The sequence below is a fragment of the Streptomyces sp. RPA4-2 genome, from assembly GCF_012273515.2.
GTDB classification, from domain to species: Bacteria; Actinomycetota; Actinomycetes; order Streptomycetales; family Streptomycetaceae; genus Streptomyces; species Streptomyces kaempferi.
Map to the genome: position 1 here is coordinate 1,881,764 of NZ_CP050975.2, position 26,991 is coordinate 1,908,754.

Sequence of the window (26,991 nt, forward strand, 5' to 3'; positions counted from 1 at the left end):
CCCGGCCCCGCCCCTGGTCCCGGCCACAGGCCCTACGTGGGCGACCCCGAAGAGAACCTCCGCAGCAACGGCGAAAGCACCAGCACGGACTTCGTCCGCTCCACGAACGACTCCCCCGCGATCCGCTCCAGCACGCGCTCGAAGTGCCGCATGTCGGACGCGAAGACCTGGACGACCGCGTCCGCCTCCCCGGTGACCGTGGACGCGGCCACGACCTCCTGGTAGCGCTCCAGCCCACGCTGGATGGTCTCCGGCGAGGTGTTGCGCCGGCAGTAGATCTCGACGAAACCCTCCGTCTCCCAGCCGAGCGCGGCCGGGTCCACCCGTACGGTGAACCCCGTGATGGCCCCGGTCGCCCGCAACCGGTCCACCCTGCGTTTCACGGCCGGGGCGGACAGCCCGACCAGTTGGCCGATATCCGCGTAGGAGCGGCGGGCGTCCTCGGCGAGGGCGTGCACGATGCGTTCGTCGAGATCGTTCAGCACTGCGGGTGGTTCACTTCTCTACGGTGGCGATACGGGAGCGGCGGTAGCCGTAACTGAAGTAGAACACGAGCCCGGCGGCCATCCAGACTCCGAAGACCACCCAGGTGACGGCCGAGAGGCTGCCCATCATCCAGACGCAGAGCGCGAAGCCGATCGCGGGCAGCACCGGCGACAGCGGTACCCGGAAAGTGCGCCGCATGTCCGGGCGCGTCCGGCGCAGCACGACGACGGCGACGTTGACCAGCGCGAAGGCGAAGAGCGTTCCGATGCTGGTGGCGTCGGCCAGCCGGCCGAGCGGGATCGCGGCGGCCAGGACACCGCAGAACAGCGAGACGATCACGGTGTTGGCGCGGGGCGCGCCGGTCTTCGGGTGGACCCGTGAGAACACCTTGGGCACGAGTCCGTCGCGGGACATGGCGAAGAGGATGCGGGTCTGGCCGTAGAGCACGGTCAGGACGACGCTGGCGATCGCGATGACCGCGCCGGCCGCGAGCAGGGTGCCCCAGAAGGTCTGCCCGGTGACGTTCTTCATGATCTCGGCGAGGGCGGCCTCCGAGTCGTTGAACCGCCGCCAGGGCTTCGCGCCCACGGCGACGGCCGCGACGACGACGTACAGCGCCGTGACGATGACCAGCGAGAGCATGATCGCGCGGGGCAGGTCGCGCTGCGCGTTCTTCGCCTCCTCACCGGCCGTGGAGGCGGCGTCGAAGCCGATGTACGAGAAGAAGAGCGTGGCCCCGGCCGCGCTGACGCCCGCCATGCCGAGCGGCATGAAGTGTTCGTAGTTGCCGGACTTGAAGCCCTGGATGCCGATGGCGCAGAACAGCAGCAGCGCGACGATCTTCACGGCCACCATGACCGTGTTGGCGCGCGCGGACTCCTTGGCGCCGCCGAGCAGGAAGGCCATGGCGAGCAGGACGACGATCAGCGCGGGCAGGTTGAAGAGTCCGCCGTCCCCGGGCGGCGCGGAGAACGCGTCCGGGATGGTGACGCCGATGGTGCCGTCGAGCAGCTCGTTCAGGTACTCGCCCCAGCCGACCGCGACGGCGGCCACCGAGACGCCGTACTCCAGGACCAGGCACCAGCCGCAGATCCAGGCGATCAGTTCGCCCATCGTTGCGTACGCGTACGAGTACGAGGACCCGGCGACCGGGATGGTGCCCGCCAGTTCCGCGTACGAGAGGGCGGAGAAGAGCGCCGTGAGGCCCGCGATCACGAAGGAGAGGGTGACCGCGGGTCCGGCCTTGGGGACGGCCTCGCCGAGGACCACGAAGATCCCGGTGCCGAGCGTGGCACCGATGCTGATCATCGTCAGCTGCCAGAGGCCGAGGGAACGCCGCAGGCTGCCGCCTTCTCCCTGGCCTCCCTCGGCGACCAGGCGTTCCACGGGCTTGCGGCGCATCAGACGCGCGCCGACACCCGGGGACGGTGGGGCGGCCTGTGTACGGGACTGCGGGGGTGCGCCGGGATCGAGCACGCGCTGGCTCCTTCATCGCTGCCGGTCGGGAAGGCGGGGACCGGCGGCACCCCTGACAGGAGGGACCCACCGAGCGGGGTCCCCGCCACGCCATGTACAGCGCTCGACCCTATGAGCCAGGCCTTCACCGGCGTAATGCAGCAACCTTGCGCGTCTCCGCAAGATCATTGCGTTCATCCGGGCTGCGCGCGTGTTCGTTGCGCGGGCCCTTTCGATGGTCGTGCGCGCCGTCCCCGGCCCGTCGGAACGAGCCGGTGGCGGTCCCGGTCGGCCGCGCCGCCGGCCGGTGCGCGAACGCCGAACGGCCCGCGCGGGCGCACCGCGGGGCCGTTCGGAAGGGGTGCGGGTCAGCTCCAGCTGGCGTGCAGCGGCTTGCCCTCGGCGTACCCGGCGGCGCTCTGGATGCCGACGATGGCCTTCTCGCTGAACTCCTCCAGTGAGTTGGCGCCGGCGTAGGTGCAGGAGGAACGGACGCCCGCGATGATCGAGTCGATCAGGTCCTCGACACCCGGGCGGGCCGGGTCGAGGAACATCCGCGAGGTGGAGATGCCTTCCTCGAACAGGGCCTTGCGGGCGCGGTCGTAGGCCGACTCCTCGCTGGTGCGGTTGCGGACCGCGCGGGCGGAGGCCATGCCGAACGACTCCTTGTACAGCCGCCCGTTGGCATCCTGCTGGAGGTCGCCCGGGGACTCGTACGTCCCGGCGAACCAGGAGCCGATCATGACGTTGGACGCGCCGGCGGCCAGTGCCATGGCGACGTCGCGCGGGTGGCGGACCCCGCCGTCGGCCCACACGTGCTTGCCGTACTTCTTCGCCTCGGCGGCGCATTCCAGGACGGCGGAGAACTGGGGCCGGCCGACGCCGGTCATCATCCGGGTGGTGCACATGGCGCCGGGGCCGACACCCACCTTGATGATGTCCGCGCCCGCCTCGACGAGGTCCTTGACGCCCTCGGCGGCGACGATGTTGCCCGCCGCGATCGGGACGTGCGGGTCGAGCGCGCGCACGGTCCTGATCGCGCTGATCATCGACTCCTGGTGGCCGTGCGCCGTGTCGATGACGAGGGTGTCGACGCCCGCGTCGAGGAGCTGCTTGGCCTTGCCCGCGACGTCGCCGTTGATGCCGACGGCGGCGGCGATGCGCAGCCTGCCGTTCGCGTCGGTGGCCGGGGTGTAGAGCGTGGCGCGCAGGGCGCCCTTGCGGGTGAGGATGCCGGCGAGCCTGCCGTCCCGGTCGACGGCGGGGGCGTAGCGGCGGTTGGCCCCGTCCAGCTTGTTGAACGCCTCGCGCGGCTCGATGTCGGCGTCGAGCAGCAGCAGGTCCCGGGACATGACCTCGGAGAGCTGGGTGAAGCGGTCCACGCCGGTCAGGTCGGTGTCGGTGACCACGCCGACCGGGCGGCCGTCCTCGTCCACGACGACGCCCGCGTTGTGCGCGCGCTTGGGCAGCAGCGCGAGGGCGTCGGCGACCGTCTGGTGAGGGGCGAGGATGATCGGGGTGTCGAGCACCAGGTGGCGTCCCTTGACCCAGGTGACGACCTCGGTGACGACCTCGATCGGGATGTCCTGCGGGATGACGACGAGGCCGCCGCGGCGGGCGACGGTCTCGGCCATCCGGCGGCCGGCGATGGCGGTCATGTTGGCCACGACCAGCGGGATCGTGGTGCCCGTCCCGTCCGGGGCGGCGAGGTCCACGCCCTGTCGGGAGCCGACCGCCGAGCGGCTGGGCACCATGAAGACGTCGTCGTACGTCAGGTCGTACGGGGGCTGGATGTCGTTGAGGAAACGCACGTGCTGCACATCCCGGTCGATCAGAGGTGGCCCCCGGACAGGTCAGCCAGGGGGAAAGCACGTACTTCATTGTCCCATGGCGGCCCTGGTGAGATACCCAGACACATCATCCAGGCCGGCCGGTGGGGCCGTCGTCGGATCCTCCAAGAGCGAGGACGACCTGGAGCGCCCCCGCGGTGCCCCGCCCGTGGTCGGTGGCCTCGGAGAACACCTCCTGCGCGATGCCCCAGTCCCGTGGCGCCGCTCGGGCGAATTCCCGCCAGCCGGTGACGACGAGCAGCCGTCCACGGGCGGGCGGGGCCCAGGACAGGTCTCCGAGGCAGTCGGCGAGGGCGTCCCAGTTCCGCCCGAACCAGTCCGGCAGGTCGAGGGCGCGGGCGCAACGGTCCATGAACGCGGCTTTGCCGGTGACCCCGGTGAGGTCGAGCCGGACATGGGCCCAGCCGGCGGCGGCCAGGACGTCCGCGAGGGTTCCGTCGGTCATCTCAACACCGCCCGGAAGGACTCGTAGTGATCATCGGTGTAGTAGATCTCACCGGCCTGCCCGGTGACAATGCGCCGGGCTCCCCGGTCCCGTTCGCCGGGCGTCCGGACGGTGTACTCGTGGTAGTAGCCACGCTGGTGGAGCGGCAGCATCCGCTCGAAGTTGCCGAAGACGACGCCGTCCCTGGCGTACGGGAAGGGGCCGCCGCGGTCGATGAGGGCGAGGGTCGCGCGGGCCTCGGCGGGGAGCCTGGCCTCCCGCACGGTGCCCATGCCCCGGGCCCAGCCGGGCGCCGCGGAGGCGCCGGGGGCGGTGTCCGCCGGGGAAGCGGACGGGGGTGCGGAGGAGCACCCCGTGAGCAGGACCGCCAGGCAGAGGAGGAGACCCGCGACGAGCCGGGGCACGGACCGCGACAGCATGGCGTCGACGCCGCCACGGCCGGCCGCGCGCGGCGCGCGTAAGGGGCCCGGTGAGCCCCTCACGGGCCCTCTGCCGTCCGTGGGGCACGACGGGGCACCCGAGGGGACACGGCGGGGTCCGAGGGCGCGGTGAGCCCGCGTGGGGTCACGGCCCGTCCGGGTCCTGGCGGGTCAGCGCCGGGCGCGGTGCCGGGCCCGCCGTCATCAGGTAGTCCGCGGCCGAGGTGTCCGTCACCAGGCTGGTGACGAGTCCGGAGCGCAGCACGGCGTCGATCGCGGCCGCCTTGCGCTGTCCGCCCGCGATCGCGACGACCTCGGGGATACGGCGCAGCCGGTCGGTCTCGACGGTGATGCACCGCTCGCCCAGGTCCCGGCCGACCCGCCGGCCCTCGGAGTCGAACAGGTGCGCGGACATCTCGGCGGCGACGCCGAGGGACGCGTAGTGGGCGCGTTCCTCGTCGCTGAGCATGTCGTGCACCGTCGAGATGCCGGGCTCCCAGGAGCCGATCGAGACACAGGCGACGGTGACCTTGTCGAAGTACTCGAAGGCGCGCGCGATCCCCGTCTGGTTGCGCAGCGCGGCCGCGGTCGCCGCGTCGGGCAGCAGCATCGGCGCGTAGATGGGGTGGGCGTCCCCGCCCGACACCTGGGCGGCGCGGCGCACCGCCTCCACCGAACCGCGCTCGGCGGTCCCCGCGTCGTACACGCCCGTCAGCTGCACCACCGTGCACGGCGGCAGCCGGTCGAGCGCCGCGGCCATGTGAATGGTGGAGCGGCCCCACGCGAGGCCGAGGACATCGCCCTCGTTGACGAGCTCACCGAGCAGGTCGGCGGCCACCTCTCCGAGGTTCTCGGGGTCGGGCGACTCCTCGGCGTCGGCCGGGGACTCGACCACCACGGCGTGCCGGAGGCCGTAGCGGGCGCGCAGCGCGTCGGAGCGCTCCGCGTCCAGCTCGGCCGGCACGCGGATCTCGATCCGCACGAGATCCCGTTCGAGAGCGGTCTCCAGGACCCTGGCCACCTTGAAGCGGCTGACGCCGAACTCCTCGGCGATCTGGATCTTGGATTTGCCCTCGAGGTAGAAGCGGCGGGCCATGGCCGCCGCCTGGACCAGCTCAGCGGGTCCCATCCGCATCGCTGACCGGCCCGCCGACATACCCGACACGGCGATCTCCTCACTGCTGTTCACACTCTGGATTCGCCGTTCATCCTTGCAGATCCGGCGTACTTGATCAGCCCAGATGGGCGGCGTTCACGTTCCCTTGGTTCAGTGGTCGCACGCCCACGCCGCATGAGCCGTCGCCTCCTGCGCCTGGGTGCGCAATGCACGTACCGCCTGGGCCGGGTCCGATGCCCCGTAGACCGCCGATCCGGCCACGAAAACGTCCGCGCCCGCCTCCGCGCACCGCTCGATGGTGGAGGCCGAGACCCCGCCGTCGACCTGGAGCCAGAGTTCGAGTCCGTGCTTGCTGATCAGCTCACGGGTGCGGCGGATCTTCGGAAGCATGATGTCCAGGAACGCCTGGCCCCCGAAGCCCGGCTCCACCGTCATGATCAGCAGCATGTCGAGCTCGGGCAGCAGATCCTCGTACGGCTCGATGGGGGTCGCGGGCTTGAGCGCCATGGAGGCGCGGGCGCCCATGGCCCGGATCTCGCGGGCGAGCCGCACCGGCGCCGCGGCCGCCTCGACGTGGAAGGTGACGGAACCCGCACCCGCTTCGACGTACTGGGGCGCCCACCGATCGACGTCCTCGATCATCAGATGGCAGTCCAGCGGCGTGTCCGTCGCACGGACCAGGGATTCCACGACCGGCACCCCGAGCGTGAGGTTCGGTACGAAGTGGTTGTCCATGACGTCGACATGGAGCCAGTCCGCTCCCTGTACCGCCTGTGCCTCCTGGGCGAGGCGGGCGAAGTCGGCGGAGAGAATGCTGGGGTTGATCTGCACGGCCATGCCCCAAGACTGCCATGCTCGGCACCGGTTGCTCTCCCCGGTCCGGAACGGGGCCGTCGCGGAGCTGCCGCACGGTGGTCCGCCCTGCCGTTCCGGGCCGCCCGCGGGTCCCGTCCGTCATGGCCTCGAGGGCAGCCATGACGGCCGGGACAGGGTCGGCGGGTCAGCGGGACGGGGCTCAGGAGGTCCGTCTGATCAGCGCCAGGTACATCGCGTCCGTCCCGTGCAGATGCGGCCACAGCTGGATGTCGGGGCCGTCGCCGAGCGCCGGTACGTCCGGGAGCAGCGGACGGGCGTCGAGCAGTTCGGCGGAGCCGTTCTCGTAGTGCTTGAGCACGTCGTCAACGACCGCGCGGGTCTCCGCGAGGTGCGGCGAGCAGGTCGCGTATCCGACGACGCCGCCGATCCGGACGGAGTCGAGCGCGGTGCGCAGCAGCCCGCGCTGCAACGACGCGAAACCGTCGAGGTCCTCCGGGCGGCGCCGCCAGCGCGCCTCGGGACGGCGCCGCAGGGCACCGAGGCCGGTGCAGGGCACGTCCATGAGGACACGGTCGAACGTGCCGGGCAGCCACGGCGGACGGGTGCCGTCGGCGGCGATCACCTGGTACGGGCCGGGGTTCCCGGCCAGCGCCTTGGCGACGAGCCCGGCCCGGTGCGGCTGCTTCTCCGAGGCGAGCAGCACGGCGCCGCGCTCGGCGGCGAGCCCGGCGAGCATGGCGGCCTTGCCGCCGGGGCCCGCGCAGCCGTCCAGCCAGGCCCTGTCGGGTCCGTCGAGCGGCGCGTTCGCGAGGGCGAGGGCCACCAGCTGGCTGCCCTCGTCCTGGACACCCGCACGACCCTCCCGTACGGCGTCGATGGCACCCGGTTCGCCGCCCTCGCTGAGCCGCACGGCGTACGGCGACCAGCGCCCCGGCAGGGCGGACTCCTCACCCAGGGCACCGAGGAGTTCGCCCGCGGTGGAGCGGCCGGGCCGGGCGACGAGGGTCACCTCGGGCCGCTCGTTGTCGGCCTCCAGCAGATCCTCGATGCCGGCCCGCCCGCCGCCGAGCGAGTCCCACAGTGCGGAGACGACCCAGCGCGGGTGCGAGTGCACGACGGCCAGATGGTCCTCGGGGTCGTCGTCGTAGGGCGGCGCGACCTGCTCCAGCCAGCCGTCGAGATCCTGCCGCGCGACCTTGCGCAGCACCGCGTTGACGAACTTGGCGCGCCCGTCGCCGAGCACGACGCGGGCGAGTTCGACCGAGGCGGACACGGCGGCGTGCGTCGGGATGCGTGTCCCGAGCAGCTGGTGGACGCCGAGGCTGAGGACGTCCAGCACCGGCGGGTCGACCTCGCGCAGCGGCCGGTCGACACAGGCCGAGATGACGGCGTCGTACGTGCCCTGCCGACGCAGCGTCCCGTACACGAGTTCGGTCGCCAGGGCCGCGTCCCGCCCGTCGAAGTCGCCCTTCTCCCGCGCCTTGCGCAGCAGCGGGGGCAGGACGAGGTTGGCGTACGCGTCCCGCTCGTCCACGGCCCGCAGCGCCTCGAAGGCGAGGAAGCGGACCGGGTCCTTCTGGGGGCGGCGGTAGGGCTTGCCGGGCTTGCTCGGCCGACGGGACTGCTCACTCACGAAAAAGGTGCTCCGGATCCAGGAAAGGTGCGTCCGTCCAGCGTACGCCGCGGGGTGAAACCCGGCGCCGGGCGCTCCGCGTGACCGGGGGGCGCTCGCCGTGGCCGGGGCCGTGCGCACCACGTGGCCGGGGGCCGGGAGCTCCGCGTGGCCGGGGCTGTGGGAGTGCCGGGTGTACCAGGCCTGGCGGGGGCCGGGCGGGACGAGGACAGGCTCTGGGCAGGCCCGACCGGGCGGGACCGGGGCGAGTCCGGCCGGGCGAGCCGGCCGGGGGCGCAACAACCGGGCCGATGCCGCACCCCAGTGCGACGCCGAGCGCCGGCCGACGAACGGGCCCATCGGCGGCGCCAAGCCCCTCCGCGACAACCTGGCCCAGTGCGACGGCAAGCCCCGGCCGCAACCAGATCCGGTGCGGTGCCGAGCTCCGGTCGGGCGACGGGCTCCGGCGCGATCGCCCCGACGGCGCTCAGACCCCGAGTGCCTCTCCGGAGGAGATACGCACGCCACGTGCCCAGTCCGCCGCGCGCATCGGCTTCTTGCCCTGGGCCTGGACCCAGAGCAGTTCGACGGCGTACGAACCGGTTCCGACGTACACGTTGTTCTTCCCGACGGACAGCTCGCCCGGGGCGAGGTCGGCACGCTCGGGCACCGGCGCGGCCTGTACGAGCTTGAGCCGCTCGCCGCGGAAGACGGTCCACGCACCCGGCGCCGGGGTGCAGCCGCGGACCACCCGGTCCACGCGCAGCGCCGGTGCGGACCAGTCGACGTGGGCGTTCTCGACGGAGATCTTCGGCGCCAGGGTGATGCCGTCGGCCGGCTGCGGTACCGCCTTCAGGGTGCCGTCCTCGATACCGTCCATGGTCGCGAGGAGCAGCCCGGAACCGGCGAAGGCCAGCCGGGTCAGCAGGTCCCCGCTGGTGTCGGTGGGCCGGACCTCCTCGGTGACGGTCCCGTACACGGGGCCCGAGTCGAGCCCCTCCTCGATGAGGAAGGTGGACGCACCGGTGATCTCGTCGCCCGCCATCACCGCGTGCTGCACCGGGGCGGCGCCGCGCCAGGCGGGCAGCAGCGAGAAGTGCAGGTTGACCCAGCCGTGGGCGGGGACGTCGAGGGCGACCCGGGGCAGCAACGCCCCGTAGGCCACCACGGGACAGCAGTCGGGTCCGATCTCCCGAAGACGCGCCAGGAACCCCTCGTCCCGCGGCCTGGCCGGCTTCAGCACCTCGATCCCGGCCTCCGCCGCGCGCTCGGCGACCGGGCTCGCGACGAGCCGGCGCCCCCGCCCGGCGGGCGCGTCGGGCCGCGTGACGACGGCGGCCACCTCGTGCCGCCCAGAGGCGATCAGGGCGTCCAGTGCGGGAACGGCGACCTCGGGGGTACCTGCGAAGACGAGCTTCATGGGTGGCGGTTGGCCTCTCGGGCGGGAACTCTTCAGACCCCGCGAGCACGCCGGCGGGGCCGAGGTACGGGGCGGCGCACCAGTCTATGCGTCGCGGGGTCACCGGGCTCGGGCGCTGTCCGGACATCCCGCGCCCCGACGCCGGCTCCAACGCCCGTACCGCCGGGACCCGCACCGTCGGCGGTCCCACGTCCCGCACAGGACGTGCGGGCCGTGATCGCCGCCGTACGGGCCATGCGGGCCGTGCGCACCGGGGGCGTACGCCCCCCGACGCGCCCTCTGCATATGCCCCTACGCCCCCGCAGCGTGACCACTCACCCAAAAACGCGTTGGTCAAGAGAGAGTTGACCACCCACGGGCCGTGATCGCGGCCCGATCCTTTTCAACGCCGGTTCGAGAGGCTTGTTCATGGCCGACCACGCAACCCACGACGCCCAGGCTCGGGCCAGCCTGCACTTGCTGGTGCGGGACATCGAGCGGGTCCGCCGGCAGGTGGACGCACTGCGCACGCTCACCGCCCAACTGGGCAACGTCTACCGCCCGCGCCGCTCCGGCCCCGCCACGGGCTTCGTCGTCTACGGGCGCGCCCCCGCCCCGACCGTCCGCCTCGCCCAGGAGCTGCGCGACAGCGTCGAGACACTGGTCACGGCCGCCGTGGACTTCGACCGCTCGCTGGGCTTCTCGTGGGACGCGGTGGGCTCGGCCCTCGGGGTCACCAAGCAGGCGGTGCACCGCCGTTACGGCGCCCGTCGCGCCGCCGCCCAGGCCGCCGCGGAGGCCGAGCGCGCCACCGAGACCGCTAGTGCCCGCACGGTCGCGGTCACCACCGGCGTCCCCGCGGTGCCTACGGTCCCCGCCGCCCGCTCCATGCCGACGCAGCCGACAGCGGGCAGCCCCACACTCCGCGAAGAGGTGCGGCCCACCGCGTTCCCGGGCCCGCGCAACGGCTGAACCCGGCTCCCCCGTCCGTCCTGCTCCGCCCTGCCTCCCGGCGCCGCCGCCCCGGGAGGCAGCCCTGCGGCCACCCGTCACCCGATGTCCGGCGGATCGATCCGAATCCGTACGGGTTCGCTCCCCCGCGCGCCATCCGCGCCGCCTGCGCGGCCTTCAGCGCGGCCGCCAGTGCGGCACCGCTCCCCGGCGGTACCCGGACGAGCGCCCGCTCCCACCGCTCCCCCCGGAGGCGGCGCCCCCACCCGGCGCGGTCGCCCGGCATCGGTGACGGGCAGCGGCACCGGCCCCAACACCTCGGCGTCGCCGGGCAGTTCGACCACCGCGAGAAAACCGGCGAGCGCCTCCGCCGTACCCGACACCGCCGCCATCCGTGACACCGGTGGAAAGCCCAGCTCGGCGCGCTCGGCGAGCTCACGCACCGCGTGCCCGACGGGGTCCCACCGTACGAGCGCCTGCACAGGCCGCAGGGTCGGCTCCGCCACGACCACCACGGTGCCGCCCGCTCCCTGCCCGCGCACCAGCGCCGAGGCCCCGATCCAGCGCCGCAGGGCCTCCTCACCGGCGCGCAGATCGGGCCGCGACAGCATCGCCCAGCCGTCGAGCAGCAGCGCGGCCGCGTACCCGCCCTCCGCGACGGGTTCGGCGCCCGGCGTGGACACGACGAGCGCGGGTGCCCCCGGCACCGTGTCGAGCACCTGCTCGCGCCCCGACGTCCGTACCGGCACCGCGGGAAAGGCCCGTCCCAGCTCCTCGGCGGTCCGCCGGGCGCCCACGACCTGCGCCCGCAGCCGGAACCCACCGCACTCGGGACAGTGCCAGGCCGCCTCGTCCCGCCCGCACCACGTGCACCGCAGCGCGCCGGCGTCCTGCGCCTCCAAGGGGCCGGCGCAGTGCCGGCAGCGGGCCGGAGCCCGGCACTGCGCGCAGGCCATCCGCGGTACGTACCCGCGCCTCGGCACCTGCACCAGCACAGGCCCGTGCCGCAGCCCCTCCCTGACCACCTGCCAGGCCAGAGTGGGCAGCCGGGCGGCCCGCGCCGCCTCGTCCCGCGCGAGATCGCCGTCCCCCACGGTCCGTACGAGCGGCGCGCTCGCCCTCACCTGGTCCCGCTCGGCGGCCAGCGGCAACGCCCAGCCGCTCTCGACCAGCTGCGCGGCCTCGACCGTGCAGCTCCAACTCCCCAGCAGAAAGGCACATTTGTCATGGGCGGCCCGCAGCAGCAGGACCTCTCGCGCATGCGGCTGCGGTGCGTGCGGCTCGCTGTGGCTGCCGTCCCCGTCGTCCCAGAGAACGACGAGTCCCAGATCGCGCACCGGCGCGAACATGGCGGCGCGGGTCCCCACGACGGCCCGTACGGACCCGCGCCGCACGGCGAGCCACTCCCGGTACCGCTTCTCGGGTCCGGCCTCGGCCGTGAGGACCGCGTGCCGCCCCTCCCCCAGCAACGAGGTCAGCGCCGCGTCCACACGGGAGACGGTCCTGCCGTCCGGTACGACGACGAGCGCGCCGCGTCCCGAGGCGAGCGTCGCGCCCACCGCCCGCGCGAGCTCGTCGGCCCATTCGGGCCCCGGCAACGCGTTCCACACGGCCCGCGGGGAGCCGCCGCGGGCGAGCGACTCCAAAAAGGCGGCCCCCCGCGCATACCGCGTCCAGGACTCCGCCGCGGGCGCGTCGGGAGCGGGCAGGGGTGCCGCGGAGGGCTTCGCCTCGGCCCGGGCGTTGCGCGGCGGCACGGCGAGTTGCAGCACATCGGCGAGGCTGCCCGCGTACCGGTCGGCGACGGCCCGGGTCAGCCCCAGCAGCTCGGGGCCGAGGACCGGTTCGGGGGACACCACCTGGGCCAGCGCGGCGAGCGGTCCTGAGTAGTCGGACTCGGCCAGCCGCTCGACGAGGAAGCCGTCGATGAGGCCCCCGCCCTCGCGCCGCCCGTCCCGCACCCGGTGCCGCCCGGCCCCGAACCGCACCCGGACCCGGACACCGGGCTGCGCCTGGGCGTCGAGCTCCTCGGGCACGGCGTAGTCGAAGTACCGGTCCAGATGCAGCACGCCCTTGTCGACGAGCACCCGCGCGACGGGCAGCTCCTTGGCGAGCGCGGCGCCGCGCCAGGTCCGCGGCTTCGCCTTCGGTGCCCTGGCCTGCCGCACACCTTCGCGGATCAGCGCAAGCTGCTCGGGCGGCGCGCCCTCCGCGTCACCCTCACCCCGCCCGTTCGCGCTGCTCACAGCAGTATTCCTACCAGACCGCACCGACACCGCCGCCCGCCCGGAAGCGGGCCGCCGACGGATCGCGAACGCCCCGGGCCGTGCCCTCGCCCTAGCCCTAGCCCTCGCCCTCGCCCTCGCCCTCGCGGCGAACGACCGGCGGGCAAGGGCGGCCGCGACGTCGGCTCTCCCGAGGTCCAGGCGGCAGCGGCTTCATGATGCATCCAGTTTCACCGCACGCCCGAAGGGCGCACTCCGCCGAAGTAGCCGCGGCCATCGCACCGGGAGATCGTCAGCCTACGAACGGCGGCCGTTCCCCGCCAGGCGTTTTCCGGCCCGGCCCGTCGGCGGCATCAGGGCCGCGTGCTTAAGCATCGGCACCGGGCAGAGACCGGCGGCACGGGAACGACCGGAAGGGCGGGAAGGGCAGGAACAACGCCGAGGCCCGGCACCCCTCGGGGGCACCGGGCCTCGGCAGGACGTGGCGAGCCGCGGGTGGTCTACAGACCGACGGCCCTGCGGAGCGCGTCCACACGGTCCGTCCGCTCCCACGTGAAGTCGGGCAGCTCCCGGCCGAAGTGACCGTACGCGGCCGTCTGGGAGTAGATCGGGCGCAGCAGGTCGAGGTCGCGGATGATGGCCGCCGGGCGGAGGTCGAAGACCTCGGTGATGGCGGTCTCGATCTTCTCCGCGTCGACCTTCGCGGTCCCGAAGGTCTCCACGAAGAGACCGACGGGCTCGGCCTTGCCGATGGCGTAGGCGACCTGGACCTCGCAGCGCGAGGCGAGACCCGCGGCGACGACGTTCTTGGCGACCCAGCGCATCGCGTACGCGGCCGAGCGGTCGACCTTGGACGGGTCCTTGCCGGAGAAGGCGCCGCCGCCGTGGCGGGCCATGCCGCCGTACGTGTCGATGATGATCTTGCGGCCGGTCAGGCCGGCGTCGCCCATCGGGCCGCCGATCTCGAAGCGGCCGGTCGGGTTGACCAGCAGGCGGTAGCCCTCGGTCTCCAGCTTGATGCCGTCGTCGAGGAGGGCCTTCAGCTCCGGCTCCACCACGAACTCGCGGATGTCGGGCGCGAGCAGCGAGTCCAGGTCGATGTCGCTCGCGTGCTGCGAGGAGACCACGACCGTGTCCAGCCGGACCGCCTTGTCACCGTCGTACTCGATGGTGACCTGGGTCTTTCCGTCGGGACGGAGGTAGGGGATCGTGCCGTTCTTGCGGACCTCGGACAGCCGACGGGAGAGCCGGTGCGCCAGGTGGATCGGCAGCGGCATCAGGTTGGGCGTCTCGTCGGTCGCGTACCCGAACATCAGGCCCTGGTCGCCGGCGCCCTGCTTGTCGAGCTCGTCCTCGTCACCCTCGACGCGGGACTCGTACGCCGTGTCTACGCCCTGCGCGATGTCCGGGGACTGGGAGCCGATCGACACCGAGACACCACACGAAGCGCCGTCGAAGCCCTTCTTCGACGAGTCGTAGCCGATCTCCAGGATCTTGTCCCGGACCAGCTGGGCGATCGGCGCGTACGCCTTGGTCGTGACCTCTCCGGCCACGTGCACCAGGCCGGTCGTGATCAACGTCTCCACGGCGACCCGGGACGTCGGGTCCTCCCGCAGAAGCGCGTCGAGAATGGTGTCGCTGATCTGGTCAGCGATCTTGTCGGGGTGACCCTCGGTCACGGACTCCGAGGTGAACAGGCGACGGGACACAACGCTCCCTGTGGTTGCAGCGGCTGCTGGCTGATCATTGGCGGACGGGACGGGAGCTGCGCCCGGCGTCGTCCGAGAACAGTTTATCGGTCGCGCTCGCCGGCAGGCCCCCCTGTCTCGCTTCTCGGAAGCCCTGTGACCTGCGGCACGGGCATTCTGCGCCCTGGAGATCGCTCTCCACCAGGGTTGCCGCGAGCGAATTCCGCACGGCCGCAGTCACCTGTTGAGGTGACGGGGACCTCTACGGCAGACGGCGTGTCACCAGATCCCACACGGTCTCGGCCAGGGCTTCCTTGGGTCCGTGGGGCACCGCGGTCTCACTGCCGTCGGCGCCCAGCACCACGGCCTCGTTCTCCTCGGATCCGAAGGTCCTGCGCTCCCCCACCTCGTTCACCACGAGGAGATCGCACCCCTTGCGCTCCAGTTTCGCGCGGCCGTTGGCGAGGACGTCGTCCGTCTCGGCGGCGAAACCGACCACGATCTGGCCGGGGCGCGGACGGTCCGCCGAGATCTCGGCGAGGATGTCCGGATTTCGGACCAGAACGATCGGCTCCGGTTCCTGGCCGTCCTTCTTCTTGATCTTCCCCGTCGCGTAGGCGGCGGGGCGGAAGTCCGCCACGGCCGCGGCCATCACCACGGCGTCGGCGTCCGGGGTCGCCTTGAGCACCGCCTCGCGCAGCTGCACGGCCGTGCCGACCCGCACCACGTCGACGCCCGCCGGGTCCGGCAGTCCGGTGTTCGCGGCGATCAGCGTCACCCGGGCCCCTCGTGCGGCCGCGGTGCGGGCGAGGGCGTACCCCTGTTTGCCGGAGGAACGGTTGCCGAGGAAGCGGACGGGGTCGAGCGGTTCCCGGGTACCGCCGGCGCTGACGACGACATGGCGGCCCGCGAGGTCGGGTTCGCGCACGCCCCGGGCCAGCACCCGGCGGCAGACCTCGAAGATCTCCGTGGGGTCGGGGAGCCGGCCCTTGCCGGTGTCCACGCCGGTCAGGCGGCCCACGGCGGGCTCGATGACGACGGCGCCGCGGCGGCGGAGCGTCGCCACGTTCTCCTGGGTGGCCGGGTGCTCCCACATCTCGGTGTGCATGGCGGGCGCGAAGACGACCGGGCAGCGGGCGGTGAGCAGGGTGTTGGTGAGGAGGTCGTCGGCCAGCCCGTGGGCGGCCTTGGCGAGCATGTCCGCCGTCGCGGGGGCCACCACCACCAGGTCCGCGTGCTGCCCGATGCGGACGTGCGGGACCTCGTGGACGTCCGACCAGACCTCGGTGGAGACCGGGTGGCCGGAGAGCGCGGACCAGGTGGCGGCACCCACGAAGTGCAGGGCGGACGCGGTCGGCACGACCCGCACGTCGTGCCCCGACTCCGTCAGCCTGCGCAGCAGCTCGCACGCCTTGTACGCGGCGATGCCACCGCTGACCCCCAGCACGACCTTCGGCTTGTCCACCGGGCCTCCCCACACTCGACACCCGTACGCCCCGGCTCGAAGACGTACGACTCCATGACACACCACGGGCCCGGCAGTCGTACTGCCGGGCCCGGGATGAAGTGAAACAGCGGACTACTGCGCGGGGCCCTCAACGGCCTCGGACGTGAGCAGACCCGCGTTGATCTCGCGCAGGGCGATGGAGAGCGGCTTCTCGTGGACGTGGGTGTCGACGAGCGGACCGACGTACTCGAGGAGGCCCTCGCCGAGCTGCGAGTAGTACGCGTTGATCTGACGGGCGCGCTTGGCCGCGTAGATCACGAGGCTGTACTTCGAGTCGGTGGCCTCGAGGAGCTCGTCGATCGGAGGGTTGATGATGCCCTCGGGAGCGGTGATGGAAGAGGACACGCTCTGCCTTCCGAAAGGTGGAAATTGACCTGGAATATCAAACAACTTCCATCAAGGCTAGCAGCTCACGCGCCACGTCCTCGACGGAGGTGTTGACCAGGGTGACGTCGAACTCCGGCTCGGCGGCCAGTTCGATCTTGGCGGCCTCCAGACGGCGCTCGATCACCTCGGGTGGTTCGGTGCCCCGCCCGGTGAGCCTGCGCACCAGCTCGTCCCAGGAGGGCGGAGCCAGGAACACGAGCAGCGCCTCGGGCATGGACTCGCGCACCTGCCGGGCGCCCTGGAGGTCGATCTCCAGAAGAACCGGCACACCCGTCTCGAGGTGCTCGAGGACGGCCGCGCGGGGTGTCCCGTAGCGGTTGCCGGCGAATTCGGCCCACTCCAGGAGCTCGCCGTTGGCGATCAGCTTGTCCATCTCCTCGTCCGAGACGAAGAAGTAGTGGACCCCGTGCTTCTCACCGGGGCGCGGCTTGCGGGTCGTCGCCGACACCGAGAGCCAGACCTCGGGGTGTTCCTTGCGCATATGAGCGACGACCGTGCTCTTGCCGACCCCTGAGGGGCCGGAGAGCACGGTCAGCCGCGGACGTTCACTCATGCAGCGATTATTCCAGCAATCCCGGGGTGCCCAGGACTCAGGCGCCGGAACCGCCGAACTCACGCTCCAAGGAGGCGATCTGGTTCGAGCCGAGACCGCGCACGCGGCGGCTCTCGGAGATCCCGAGTCGCTCCATGATCTGCTTGGCGCGGACCTTGCCCACGCCCGGCAGGGACTCGAGGAGAGCGGAGACCTTCATCTTGCCGATGACGTCGTTCTCCTGGCCCTGCTTGATGACCTCGTGAAGGGAGGCGCCGGAGTGCTTGAGTCGATTCTTGACCTCGGCCCGCTCCCGGCGAGCCGCGGCGGCCTTTTCGAGCGCGGCTGCGCGCTGTTCAGGGGTAAGGGGCGGAAGAGCCACGCCTACGTCACCTCGGATGTCGAACTGTCGGATACGGACCGGTGAGGAACCTAGTCGCCCCACACCTGGGGAGCTACGAGCAACACGCTTGCCCGTTCTCCCCCACTACCTAGAGGGCGTGGGAGGTGCCCCCACTCGACGGAGACTAGCGGGCAAGTCCGCCAGAGTCAGCGAGAACAGCGGAAAAGTCCTGGTCAGCCTCCCTGGAGCCGGACATTTGCGACATACTGCCCAGGATTTGAGGATGTATTCAGACTCCGGCCGCTCCGGACGCACTCATCGGAGGACCGCCGAAGGACTTCCGGGGACCCGCGGGATGTCGGCCCGAGGTCCCGAAGGCCCCGATAGGACCCGGAAAGGGCGCTCAGGCGGCCTCGACCGCGGACCTGATCTCCTCCGCGAAGCGGTCCGCGGACTCCCGCAGCGCGCGAACGTCGGGACCGTGACGAAGAACACTCCGGCTCACGTTCGGGACGACGTTGCGCACCGCCGCCCCGAAGACTCCCGCGAGATCGGCCGCGGTGGCCCCCTGGGCGCCGATTCCCGGAGCCAGGAGCGGCCCGTTGATGTCCAGGTCGTAGGAGGAGAGATCGCCCAGGGTGGCGCCGACGACCGCGCCGAAGGACCCCAGGGGCGCCTCAGCGGCGTTCTCGGCGGCGAGATGGGCCAGGATGGTCGCCCCGACGGTACGGCCGTCCCCACGGACCGCGTGCTGCACCTCGCCGCCCTCCGGGTTGGAGGTCAGCGCGAGCACGAAGAGCCCGGCACCGCTCTCGCGCGCCAGCTCCACCGCGGGCCTCAGCGAGCCGTAGCCCAGGTAGGGCGACACGGTCAGCGCGTCCGAGAACAGCGGCGCGCCCTTGTGCAGGAAGGTCTCCGCGTACGCGGCCATGGTCGAACCGATGTCGCCCCGCTTGGCGTCCATGACGACCAGCGCCCCGGCCGCCCGCGCCTGCTCGACCGACTTCTCCAGGACGGCGATCCCGCGGGAGCCGAAGCGCTCGAAGAACGCGCTCTGCGGCTTGAGGACCGCGACCCGCTCGGCCAGCGCCTCGACGACGGTGCGGCTGAAGCGCTCCAGTCCGGCGATGTCGTCGGTCAGGCCCCAGTCGGCGAGCAGGGAGGCGTGCGGGTCGATGCCGACGCACAGGGGGCCGCGCTCGTCCATGGCGCGGCGCAGGCGTGCTCCGAAGGGTTCCAGGCTCATGCGGGCTTCCTCACGTCGGCGCCGACCGCGTCGGCGAGGGTGGCATACGGGCTCGTCCGCAGACGGGCGGCGAGGCCCTTGTGGATCGCGCGGCCCCAGAAGGGACCCTCGTAGACGAAGGCGCTGTACCCCTGGACCAGCGTGGCGCCGGCCAGGATGCGCTGCCAGGCGTCCTCGGCGTTCCCGATGCCGCCCACGCCCACCAGGGTGATCCGGTCGCCCACGCGCGCGTAGAGGCGGCGCAGCACCTCCAGGGAGCGTGCCTTCAGCGGCGCGCCGGAGAGCCCGCCGGTCTCCTCGACGAGGGAGGGTTCGGACCTCAGACCGAGGCCCTCGCGCGCGATGGTGGTGTTCGTGGCGATGATCCCGTCCAGGCCGAGTTCGACGGCGAGGTCGGCGACCGCGTCGATGTCCTCGTCGGCGAGGTCGGGGGCGATCTTGACGAGGAGCGGCACACGCCGGTCGGTCACGGCACGGTCGGCGGCGTCGCGGACGGCGCTCAGCAGGGGCCGCAGCGCCTCCGTGGCCTGCAGGTCGCGCAGACCGGGGGTGTTCGGGGAGCTGACGTTGACCACGAGGTAGTCGGCGTGCCGGGCGAGCCGCTCGGCCGACTTCACGTAGTCGCCGACGGCCTCGGCCTCGGGGACGGCCTTGGTCTTGCCGATGTTGACGCCGACGACGGTCCTGAAGACGGGTGTACGGGCCGCCAGGCGCTCGGAGACGGCCGCGGAGCCCTCGTTGTTGAACCCCATGCGGTTGATCAGCGCCCGGTCCGGCACCAGCCGGAAGAGCCGCTTCCTGGGGTTGCCCGGCTGCGGCTCCCCCGTCACCGTACCGATCTCGATGTGGTCGAAGCCGAGCATCGACATCCCGTCGATGGCGACGGCGTTCTTGTCGAAGCCGGCCGCGAGCCCGAAGGGGCCGTGCATGCGCAGCCCGAACGCCTCGGTGCGCAGCTCCGCGAAGCGGGGGGCGAGCGCGGCGGCGACGAAGGTGCGCAGGACGGGGACGCGGGCGGCGAGCCGGATCCAGCGGAAGGCGAGGTGGTGGGCCCGCTCGGGGTCCATCCGCTTGAAGACGAGGTTGAAGAAGATCTTGTACATGTGTCCTCACGAAGACGTGGAACCCTCACGGAGAGGGGGACACCGTTTCCGGTGTCCCCCTCTCCGGGCTCTGCGGGCTGCTAGTCGCGGGCCGCGGTCAGATGCTCGGCGTGTTCCTGGAGGGAGCGCACGCCCACGTCGCCGTGGTTGAGCGCGTCGATGCCCTGGACGGCGGCGGCCAGCGCCTGGACCGTCGTCAGGCACGGCACGGACCGCGCCACGGCGGCCGTACGGATCTCGTAGCCGTCGAGGCGGCCACCGGTGCCGTACGGGGTGTTGACGATGAGGTCGACCTCGCCGTCGTGGATGAGCTGGACGATGGTCCGCTCGCCGTTCGGGCCGGTGCCCTCGGACTGCTTGCGCACGACCGCGGCGTTGATGCCGTTGCGCTTGAGCACCTCGGCCGTGCCGGAGGTGGCGAGGAGCTCGAAGCCGTGGGCGACGAGCTCGCGCGCCGGGAAGATCATCGATCGCTTGTCCCGGTTGGCGACCGAGATGAAGGCGCGGCCCTTGGTCGGCAGCGGACCGTAGGCGCCCGCCTGCGACTTGGCGTAGGCGGTGCCGAACACCGAGTCGATGCCCATGACCTCACCCGTGGAGCGCATCTCCGGGCCGAGGACGGTGTCCACGCCGCGCCCGTGGATGTCGCGGAAGCGCGACCACGGCATGACGGCCTCCTTGACGGAGATCGGCGCGTCGAGGGGCAGTTCGCCGCCGTCGCCGTGGGCCGGGAGCAGCCCTTCGGCCCGCAGCTCCGCCACGGTCGCGCCCAGCGAGATCCGGGCGGCGGCCTTCGCCAGCGGCACCGCGGTCGCCTTCGAGGTGAAGGGGACGGTGCGCGAGGCGCGCGGGTTGGCCTCCAGGACGTACAGGATGTCGCCCGCCATGGCGAACTGGATGTTGATCAGGCCGCGGACGCCGACACCCTTGGCGATGGCCTCCGTGGAGGCCCGCAGGCGCTTGATGTCGAACCCGCCGAGGGTGATCGGCGGCAGTGCGCACGCGGAGTCGCCGGAGTGGATGCCGGCCTCCTCGATGTGCTCCATGACGCCGCCGAGGTAGAGCTCCTCGCCGTCGTAGAGCGCGTCCACGTCGATCTCGATCGCGTCGTCGAGGAAGCGGTCGACCAGGACCGGCCGGGAGGGGCTGATCTCGGTCGACTCGGCGATGTACGAGGACAGCCGCGTCTCGTCGTAGACGATCTCCATGCCGCGTCCGCCGAGGACGTACGAGGGCCGTACGAGGACGGGGTAGCCGATCTCGTCGGCGATGGCCTTGGCCTCGACGAAGGTGGTGGCGGTGCCGTGCTTGGGGGCCGGCAGTCCCGCCTCCGCGAGGACGCGTCCGAAGGCGCCGCGGTCCTCGGCGGCGTGGATCGCCTCCGGGGAGGTGCCCACGACCGGCACGCCGTTGTCCTTGAGCGCCTGCGCCAGACCGAGCGGGGTCTGGCCGCCGAGCTGCACGATCACACCCGCGAGGGGACCGGCCAGCGACTCCGCGTGCACGATCTCCAGCACGTCCTCGAGCGTCAGCGGCTCGAAGTACAGACGGTCGGAGGTGTCGTAGTCGGTGGAGACGGTCTCGGGGTTGCAGTTGACCATCACGGTCTCGTAGCCCGCGTCGCTGAGCGCGAAGGAGGCGTGGACGCAGGAGTAGTCGAACTCGATGCCCTGGCCGATGCGGTTCGGACCGGAGCCCAGGATGATGACCGCCGGCTTCTCGCGCGGGGCGACCTCGGTCTCCTCGTCGTAGGAGGAGTAGAAGTACGGCGTCTTCGCCGCGAACTCGGCGGCACAGGTGTCGACCGTCTTGTACACCGGGCGCACGCCCAGCGCGTGCCGCACCTCGCGCACGACGTCCTCGCGCAGGCCGCGGATCTCGGCGATCTGGACGTCGGAGAAGCCGTGCCGCTTGGCCTCGGCGAGCAGTTCGGGGTGCAGCTTGTCGGCGCCGGCCAGCTCGTCCGCGATCTCCTTGATCAGGAAGAGCTGGTCCACGAACCACGGGTCGATCTTCGTCGACTCGAAGACCTCCTCGGGCGTGGCGCCCGCGCGGATGGCCTGCATGACGCAGTTGATGCGCCCGTCGGTCGGCCGTACGGCCTCCGCCAGCAGTTCGGCCTTGTCGCCCGGCTCGCCCACGAAGGTGAACTGCGAGCCCTTCTTCTCCAGCGACCGCAGCGCCTTCTGCAGCGCCTCGGTGAAGTTGCGGCCGATCGCCATGGCCTCGCCGACCGACTTCATGGTCGTGGTGAGGGTGGAGTCGGCGCTCGGGAACTTCTCGAAGGCGAAGCGCGGGGCCTTGACCACCACGTAGTCGAGCGTCGGTTCGAAGGAGGCCGGCGTCTTCTCGGTGATGTCGTTCGGGATCTCGTCGAGCGTGTACCCGACGGCGAGCTTCGCGGCGATCTTGGCGATCGGGAAGCCGGTCGCCTTGGAGGCGAGCGCCGAGGAGCGGGAGACGCGCGGGTTCATCTCGATGACGATCACCCGGCCGTCCTCGGGGTTCACCGCGAACTGGATGTTGCAGCCGCCGGTGTCGACGCCGACCTCGCGGATGACGGCGATGCCGATGTCGCGCAGGAGCTGGTACTCGCGGTCGGTGAGCGTCATCGCCGGGGCGACGGTGATCGAGTCACCGGTGTGCACGCCCATGGGGTCGAAGTTCTCGATGGAGCAGACGACCACGACGTTGTCGTGCTTGTCGCGCATCAGCTCCAGTTCGTACTCCTTCCAGCCGAGGATCGACTCCTCCAGGAGCACCTCGGTGGTCGGGGAGAGCGTCAGGCCCTGGCCGGCGATGCGGCGCAGCTCCTCCTCGTCGTGCGCGAAGCCGGAGCCGGCGCCGCCCATGGTGAAGGAGGGGCGGACGACGACGGGGTAGCCGCCGAGCGTCTCGACGCCCGCGATCACGTCGTCCATGGAGTGGCAGATGACGGAGCGGGCGGACTCGCCGTGCCCGATCTTCTCGCGCACGGCCTCGACCACGCCCTTGAAGAGTTCGCGGTCCTCGCCCTTGTTGATCGCCTCGACGTTGGCGCCGATCAGCTCGACGCCGTACTTGTCGAGGGTTCCGGCGCCGTGCAGCGAGATGGCCGTGTTGAGGGCCGTCTGACCGCCGAGGGTGGGCAGGAGCGCGTCCGGCCGCTCCTTGGCGATGATCTTCTCGACGAACTCCGGGGTGATCGGCTCGACGTAGGTGGCGTCGGCGATCTCCGGGTCGGTCATGATCGTCGCCGGGTTGGAGTTGACCAGGATGACCCTGAGGCCCTCGGCGCGCAGGACGCGGCACGCCTGGGTGCCGGAGTAGTCGAACTCGGCGGCCTGGCCGATGACGATCGGGCCGGAGCCGATGACCAGGACGGACTGGATATCGGTGCGCTTAGGCACGCTGGCCCTCCATCAGGGATACGAAGCGGTCGAACAGGTAGGCGGCGTCGTGCGGGCCGGCTGCCGCTTCGGGGTGGTACTGGACGCTGAAGGCCGGCTGGTCGAGGAGGTGGAGCCCCTCGACGACCTGGTCGTTCAGGCAGACGTGGGAGACCTCGGCGCGGCCGTAGGGGGTCTCGGAGACCCCGTCGAGCGGCGCGTCGACGGCGAAGCCGTGGTTGTGCGCGGTGACCTCGACCTTGCCGGTCGTACGGTCCTGCACGGGCTGGTTGATGCCCCGGTGGCCGTACTTCAGCTTGTAGGTGCCGAAGCCGAGCGCGCGGCCGAGGATCTGGTTGCCGAAGCAGATGCCGAACAGGGGCGTCCTGCGGGCGAGCACCTCCCGCATCACGGAGACCGGGCCGTCGGCGGTGGCCGGGTCGCCGGGACCGTTGGAGAAGAACACTCCGTCGGGGTTCACGGCGTAGACGTCCTCGGCCGTGGCCGTGGCGGGAAGTACGTGCACCTCGATGCCGCGTTCGGCCATCCGGCGCGGGGTCATGCCCTTGATGCCCAGGTCGACGGCGGCGACGGTGAACCGCTTCTCGCCGATCGCCGGGACGACGTACGCCTCCTTGGTGGCGACCTGCGCGGCGAGGTTCGCGCCCTGCATCTCGGGCGCCTGGCGCACCTCGCCGAGCATGGTGCCCTCGTCGGGCAGCGCGTTGCCGGAGAAGATGCCGACGCGCATGGCGCCGCGCTCACGCAGGTGGCGGGTGAGGGCGCGGGTGTCGACACCGCTGATGCCGACGACGCCCTGGTCGCGCAGCTCCTGGTCGAGCGAGCGGCGGGCGCGCCAGTTGGAGGGCACGCGCGCGGGGTCGCGGACGACGTACCCGGCGACCCAGATCCGCCCCGACTCGGGGTCCTCGTCGTTGACACCGGTGTTGCCGACGTGCGGGGCGGTCATGACGACGACCTGGCGGTGGTACGACGGGTCGGTGAGGGTCTCCTGGTAGCCGGTCATCCCGGTGGAGAACACGGCCTCGCCGAAGGTCACCCCCACGGCCCCGTAGGCGCGGCCGCGGAAGATCCGGCCGTCCTCCAGGACGAGTACGGCGGGAGCCGCCTTGTGCCTCTGCGAGGCGGCTCCCTGGATGGAGGTCGTCATCGTGCGCCTTCCGTGTCGGTGCTCTTGCTGATCATGCTGTTCAGGGTGTCGACCCACTCGCCGTGCTCGGCCGCGCGGTCGGAGCGGAAGCCGGAGTCGATCAGCCGGTCGCCGTGTGCCCAGGTGACGACGAGCAGGCCGCCCTCGGTGAGGACCTTGCCGGCGATCCCCTTGTCGAGCCGGGCCTCGCGCAGCGCCTCGGCGGGGACGAAGAAGTCCGTCGCGCCGGGGCGTACGACGTCCAGTCCCGCGTCCGTCAGCGTGAGCTCGACCCGGCTGCGGGTGCCCAGGCCGTGCGCGACGATGCGGTCGAGCCACTGCCCGGCGGTGGTGGAGCCGTGGTAGCGGCCGCTCATGCCCAGTCTCGCCGGGCCGGGGTCGTCCGGCGCGGTGAGCAGCTCCGGCAGGTCGCCCTGGAGGGTGCCGCGCCACTTCCAGCCCTCACGCATCAGCCAGTAGACGAGGGCGACGAAGAGGACGAGTCCGACGAGCCAGCCGATCCGGGCGGCCCAGTCGGTCACTTCGGCCGACTTCTGTTCGGTGGCCAGGGAGGCGGCCATCGGGATGAGAGGTGTCACGCGAGCTTCCCGTCGACGAGGGTGGCCTTGCCCCGCAGCCAGGTGTGGGTGACCCGGCCCGGCAGCTCACGGCCCTCGTAGGGGGTGTTGCGGCTGCGCGAGGCGAAGCCCGCGGGGTCCACGGACCCACGGTATGCGGTGTCGACGAGCGTGAGGTTGGCGGGCTCGCCCGCCGAGACGGGACGGCCGTGCCCGTCGGCCCGCCCGATGCGCGCGGGGGCCGAGGCCATCCGGTCGGCGACGCCGGTCCAGTCGAGCAGCCCGGTCTCGACCATCGTCTGCTGCACGACGGACAGCGCGGTCTCGAGGCCCACCATGCCCATGGCGGCGGCGGCCCACTCGCAGTCCTTGTCCTCGTGCGGGTGCGGCGCGTGGTCGGTGGCGACGATGTCGATCGTGCCGTCGGCGAGCGCCTCGCGCAGGGCCATCACGTCACGCTCGGTCCGCAGCGGCGGGTTGACCTTGTAGACCGGGTCGTAGGTGCGGACCAGCTCGTCGGTGAGGAGGAGGTGGTGCGGGGTGACCTCGGCGGTCACGTCGATGCCGCGGGACTTGGCCCAGCGCACGATCTCGACGCTGCCGGCGGTCGACAGGTGGCAGATGTGGACGCGCGAGCCGACGTGCTCGGCGAGCAGGACGTCCCGGGCGATGATCGATTCCTCGGCCACCGCCGGCCAGCCTCCGAGGCCCAGTTCGGCGGAGACGACGCCCTCGTTCATCTGGGCGCCCTCGGTGAGGCGGGGCTCCTGGGCGTGCTGGGCGACGACGCCGCCGAAGGCCTTCACGTACTCCAGCGCCCGGCGCATGATCACCGCGTCGTCCACGCACTTGCCGTCGTCCGAGAAGACCGTGACGCCGGCGGCGGACTCGTGCATGGCGCCGAGTTCGGCGAGCTTCCTGCCCTCCAGGCCGACCGTCACGGCGCCGATGGGCTGCACGTCGCAGTAGCCGTGCTCCTGGCCGAGCCGGTAGACCTGCTCGACGACACCGGCGGTGTCGGCGACCGGGAAGGTGTTGGCCATGGCGAACACGGCGGTGTAGCCGCCGCTCGCCGCCGCCCGTGTGCCGGTCAGGACGGTCTCGGAGTCCTCACGGCCGGGCTCGCGCAGATGGGTGTGCAGGTCGACGAGGCCCGGCAGGAGGACCTTGCCGTCCGCCTCGACGATCTCGGCGCCCTCGGCCGGCAGTCCGGTGCCGACCGCGGCGATCGTGTCGCCGTCGATCAGGACGTCCTGGGGCTCGCCGCCGAGCACCTTCGCACCACGGATCAGGATCTTGCTCATTCTTCTTACTTCTCCTCGGTGCGGGTGTGGGTGACGGCGGGCTCGTTGCCGCCCAGCAGGAGGTACAGGACGGCCATGCGGATGGAGACGCCGTTGGCGACCTGCTCCACGACGGTGCAGCGGTCGGAGTCGGCCACCTCGGCGGTGATCTCCATGCCGCGGACCATCGGGCCGGGGTGCATCACGATGGCGTGCTCGGGCATCTTCGCCATGCGGTCGCCGTCGAGCCCGTAGCGCCGTGAGTACTCGCGCTCGGTCGGGAAGAAGGCCGCGTTCATGCGTTCGCGCTGGACGCGCAGCATCATCACCGCGTCGGACTTGGCGAGCGTGCTGTCGAGGTCGTACGAGATCTCGCAGGGCCACGACCCGACGCCGACCGGCACCAGGGTCGGCGGCGCGACGAGGGTGACCTCGGCTCCGAGGGTGTGCAGCAGGTCGACGTTGGAGCGGGCGACGCGGCTGTGCAGGACGTCACCGACGATCGTGATGCGCTTGCCGGCCAGGTCCTGGCCGATCCCGGCGTCACGGCCGACCAGGCGGCGGCGCATGGTGAAGGCGTCCAGCAGGGCCTGCGTGGGGTGCTGGTGGGTGCCGTCACCGGCGTTGATGACGACGGCGTCGATCCAGCCGGAGGTGGCGAGCCGGTACGGGGCTCCGGAGGCGCCGTGCCGGATGACGACGGCGTCGACGCCCATGGCCTCGAGGGTCTGGGCGGTGTCCTTGAGGGACTCGCCCTTGGAGACGCTCGATCCCTTGGCGGTGAAGTTGATGACGTCCGCGGAGAGGCGCTTCTCGGCGGCCTCGAAGGAGATCCGGGTGCGGGTCGAGTCCTCGAAGAAGAGGTTGACGACGGTGCGGCCGCGCAGGGTCGGCAGCTTCTTGATCGGCCGGTCGGCGACCCGGGCCATCTCCTCGGCGGTGTCGAGGATCAGGACGGCGTCGTCGCGGGTGAGGTCGGCGGCCGAGATGAGATGACGCTGCATCTGTCAGGCTCCGTAAGGCAGTTCAGT

At 71.9% G+C, this 26,991-nt stretch carries 23 protein-coding genes; 1 reads left to right on the plus strand and 22 read right to left on the minus strand.

What is annotated here, in order from left to right; genetic code table 11:
* Positions 1-32 precede the first annotated feature (32 nt).
* The 9 genes from HEP85_RS07865 to fmt form a co-directional block, all read right to left on the minus strand.
* The gene (locus tag HEP85_RS07865) at positions 33-485 is read right to left on the minus strand and encodes an Lrp/AsnC family transcriptional regulator (protein WP_037621108.1); all 453 of its coding nucleotides are present in this window, start codon (positions 483-485) and stop codon (positions 33-35) included.
* 10 nt (positions 486-495) lie between these two features.
* Positions 496-1,962 (minus strand): amino acid permease, encoded by a 1,467-nt coding sequence (locus HEP85_RS07870; RefSeq protein ID WP_168527155.1) that lies wholly within the window; start codon positions 1,960-1,962, stop codon positions 496-498.
* Positions 1,963-2,309: 347 nt separating this feature from the next.
* Positions 2,310-3,752, minus strand: a complete 1,443-nt coding sequence (locus HEP85_RS07875; protein ID WP_168533426.1) for a GuaB1 family IMP dehydrogenase-related protein — start codon at positions 3,750-3,752, stop codon at positions 2,310-2,312.
* Positions 3,753-3,858: 106 nt separating this feature from the next.
* Positions 3,859-4,236 carry a barstar family protein gene (locus tag HEP85_RS07880; protein ID WP_168527156.1) on the minus strand — a complete coding sequence of 126 codons (378 nt, stop codon included), beginning with the start codon at positions 4,234-4,236 and terminating at the stop codon, positions 3,859-3,861.
* The gene (locus HEP85_RS07885) at positions 4,233-4,655 is read right to left on the minus strand and encodes a ribonuclease domain-containing protein (RefSeq protein WP_168527157.1); all 423 of its coding nucleotides are present in this window, start codon (positions 4,653-4,655) and stop codon (positions 4,233-4,235) included. Before HEP85_RS07885 ends, HEP85_RS07880 begins: the two co-directional genes overlap by 4 nt.
* 145 nt (positions 4,656-4,800) lie before the next feature.
* A complete protein-coding gene (locus tag HEP85_RS07890; protein ID WP_168527158.1) occupies positions 4,801-5,844 on the minus strand; it encodes a sugar-binding transcriptional regulator in 1,044 nt (347 codons plus the stop codon).
* 78 nt (positions 5,845-5,922) lie between these two features.
* Positions 5,923-6,609, minus strand: coding sequence for a ribulose-phosphate 3-epimerase (rpe, locus tag HEP85_RS07895; RefSeq protein ID WP_168527159.1), 687 nt, complete (start codon positions 6,607-6,609; stop codon positions 5,923-5,925).
* 178 nt (positions 6,610-6,787) lie between these two features.
* On the minus strand, positions 6,788-8,221 hold the full coding sequence (locus tag HEP85_RS07900; protein ID WP_329286320.1) for a transcription antitermination factor NusB: 1,434 nt from the start codon (positions 8,219-8,221) through the stop codon (positions 6,788-6,790).
* Between the two features lie 466 nt (positions 8,222-8,687).
* Complete coding sequence (gene fmt / locus HEP85_RS07905; RefSeq protein WP_369657643.1) at positions 8,688-9,620, minus strand: methionyl-tRNA formyltransferase; 933 nt, start codon at positions 9,618-9,620, stop codon at positions 8,688-8,690.
* Positions 9,621-10,028: 408 nt separating this feature from the next.
* Here fmt and HEP85_RS07910 point away from each other — a divergent pair, with 408 nt between their 5' ends.
* Positions 10,029-10,571 carry a hypothetical protein gene (locus HEP85_RS07910; RefSeq protein ID WP_168527160.1) on the plus strand — a complete coding sequence of 181 codons (543 nt, stop codon included), beginning with the start codon at positions 10,029-10,031 and terminating at the stop codon, positions 10,569-10,571.
* Between the two features lie 77 nt (positions 10,572-10,648).
* Here the strand turns inward: HEP85_RS07910 and HEP85_RS07915 are convergent, their stop codons facing one another.
* The 13 genes from HEP85_RS07915 to HEP85_RS07975 form a co-directional block, all read right to left on the minus strand.
* Positions 10,649-12,796, minus strand: coding sequence for a primosomal protein N' (locus HEP85_RS07915; protein ID WP_369657644.1), 2,148 nt, complete (start codon positions 12,794-12,796; stop codon positions 10,649-10,651).
* 479 nt (positions 12,797-13,275) lie between these two features.
* On the minus strand, positions 13,276-14,484 hold the full coding sequence (gene metK, locus HEP85_RS07920) for a methionine adenosyltransferase (protein WP_168527161.1): 1,209 nt from the start codon (positions 14,482-14,484) through the stop codon (positions 13,276-13,278).
* 241 nt (positions 14,485-14,725) lie between these two features.
* Positions 14,726-15,928 (minus strand): bifunctional phosphopantothenoylcysteine decarboxylase/phosphopantothenate--cysteine ligase CoaBC, encoded by a 1,203-nt coding sequence (coaBC, locus tag HEP85_RS07925; RefSeq protein ID WP_168527162.1) that lies wholly within the window; start codon positions 15,926-15,928, stop codon positions 14,726-14,728.
* A 114-nt stretch (positions 15,929-16,042) separates the two neighbouring features.
* Positions 16,043-16,315 (minus strand): DNA-directed RNA polymerase subunit omega, encoded by a 273-nt coding sequence (gene rpoZ / locus HEP85_RS07930; RefSeq protein WP_003982715.1) that lies wholly within the window; start codon positions 16,313-16,315, stop codon positions 16,043-16,045.
* A gap of 37 nt (positions 16,316-16,352) precedes the next feature.
* On the minus strand, positions 16,353-16,910 hold the full coding sequence (gene gmk, locus HEP85_RS07935; protein WP_168527163.1) for a guanylate kinase: 558 nt from the start codon (positions 16,908-16,910) through the stop codon (positions 16,353-16,355).
* 37 nt (positions 16,911-16,947) lie between these two features.
* Complete coding sequence (locus HEP85_RS07940; RefSeq protein WP_016638838.1) at positions 16,948-17,271, minus strand: integration host factor; 324 nt, start codon at positions 17,269-17,271, stop codon at positions 16,948-16,950.
* Positions 17,272-17,635: 364 nt separating this feature from the next.
* Entirely contained in the window at positions 17,636-18,478 is an 843-nt protein-coding gene (gene pyrF, locus HEP85_RS07945) for an orotidine-5'-phosphate decarboxylase (RefSeq protein WP_168527164.1), read from the minus strand.
* A complete protein-coding gene (locus tag HEP85_RS07950; protein WP_168527165.1) occupies positions 18,475-19,581 on the minus strand; it encodes a quinone-dependent dihydroorotate dehydrogenase in 1,107 nt (368 codons plus the stop codon). Before HEP85_RS07950 ends, pyrF begins: the two co-directional genes overlap by 4 nt.
* Positions 19,582-19,661: 80 nt before the next feature.
* Positions 19,662-22,970, minus strand: a complete 3,309-nt coding sequence (gene carB / locus HEP85_RS07955) for a carbamoyl-phosphate synthase large subunit (RefSeq protein WP_168527166.1) — start codon at positions 22,968-22,970, stop codon at positions 19,662-19,664.
* Positions 22,963-24,120 (minus strand): glutamine-hydrolyzing carbamoyl-phosphate synthase small subunit, encoded by a 1,158-nt coding sequence (gene carA / locus HEP85_RS07960; protein ID WP_168527167.1) that lies wholly within the window; start codon positions 24,118-24,120, stop codon positions 22,963-22,965. The genes carB and carA overlap by 8 nt, the downstream gene beginning before the upstream one ends.
* Positions 24,117-24,698 carry a hypothetical protein gene (locus HEP85_RS07965; RefSeq protein ID WP_329286332.1) on the minus strand — a complete coding sequence of 194 codons (582 nt, stop codon included), beginning with the start codon at positions 24,696-24,698 and terminating at the stop codon, positions 24,117-24,119. Before HEP85_RS07965 ends, carA begins: the two co-directional genes overlap by 4 nt.
* Positions 24,695-25,981 (minus strand): dihydroorotase, encoded by a 1,287-nt coding sequence (locus HEP85_RS07970; RefSeq protein ID WP_168527168.1) that lies wholly within the window; start codon positions 25,979-25,981, stop codon positions 24,695-24,697. Before HEP85_RS07970 ends, HEP85_RS07965 begins: the two co-directional genes overlap by 4 nt.
* Positions 25,982-25,986: 5 nt before the next feature.
* Entirely contained in the window at positions 25,987-26,964 is a 978-nt protein-coding gene (locus HEP85_RS07975; RefSeq protein WP_168527169.1) for an aspartate carbamoyltransferase catalytic subunit, read from the minus strand.
* Positions 26,965-26,991: the final 27 nt, after the last annotated feature.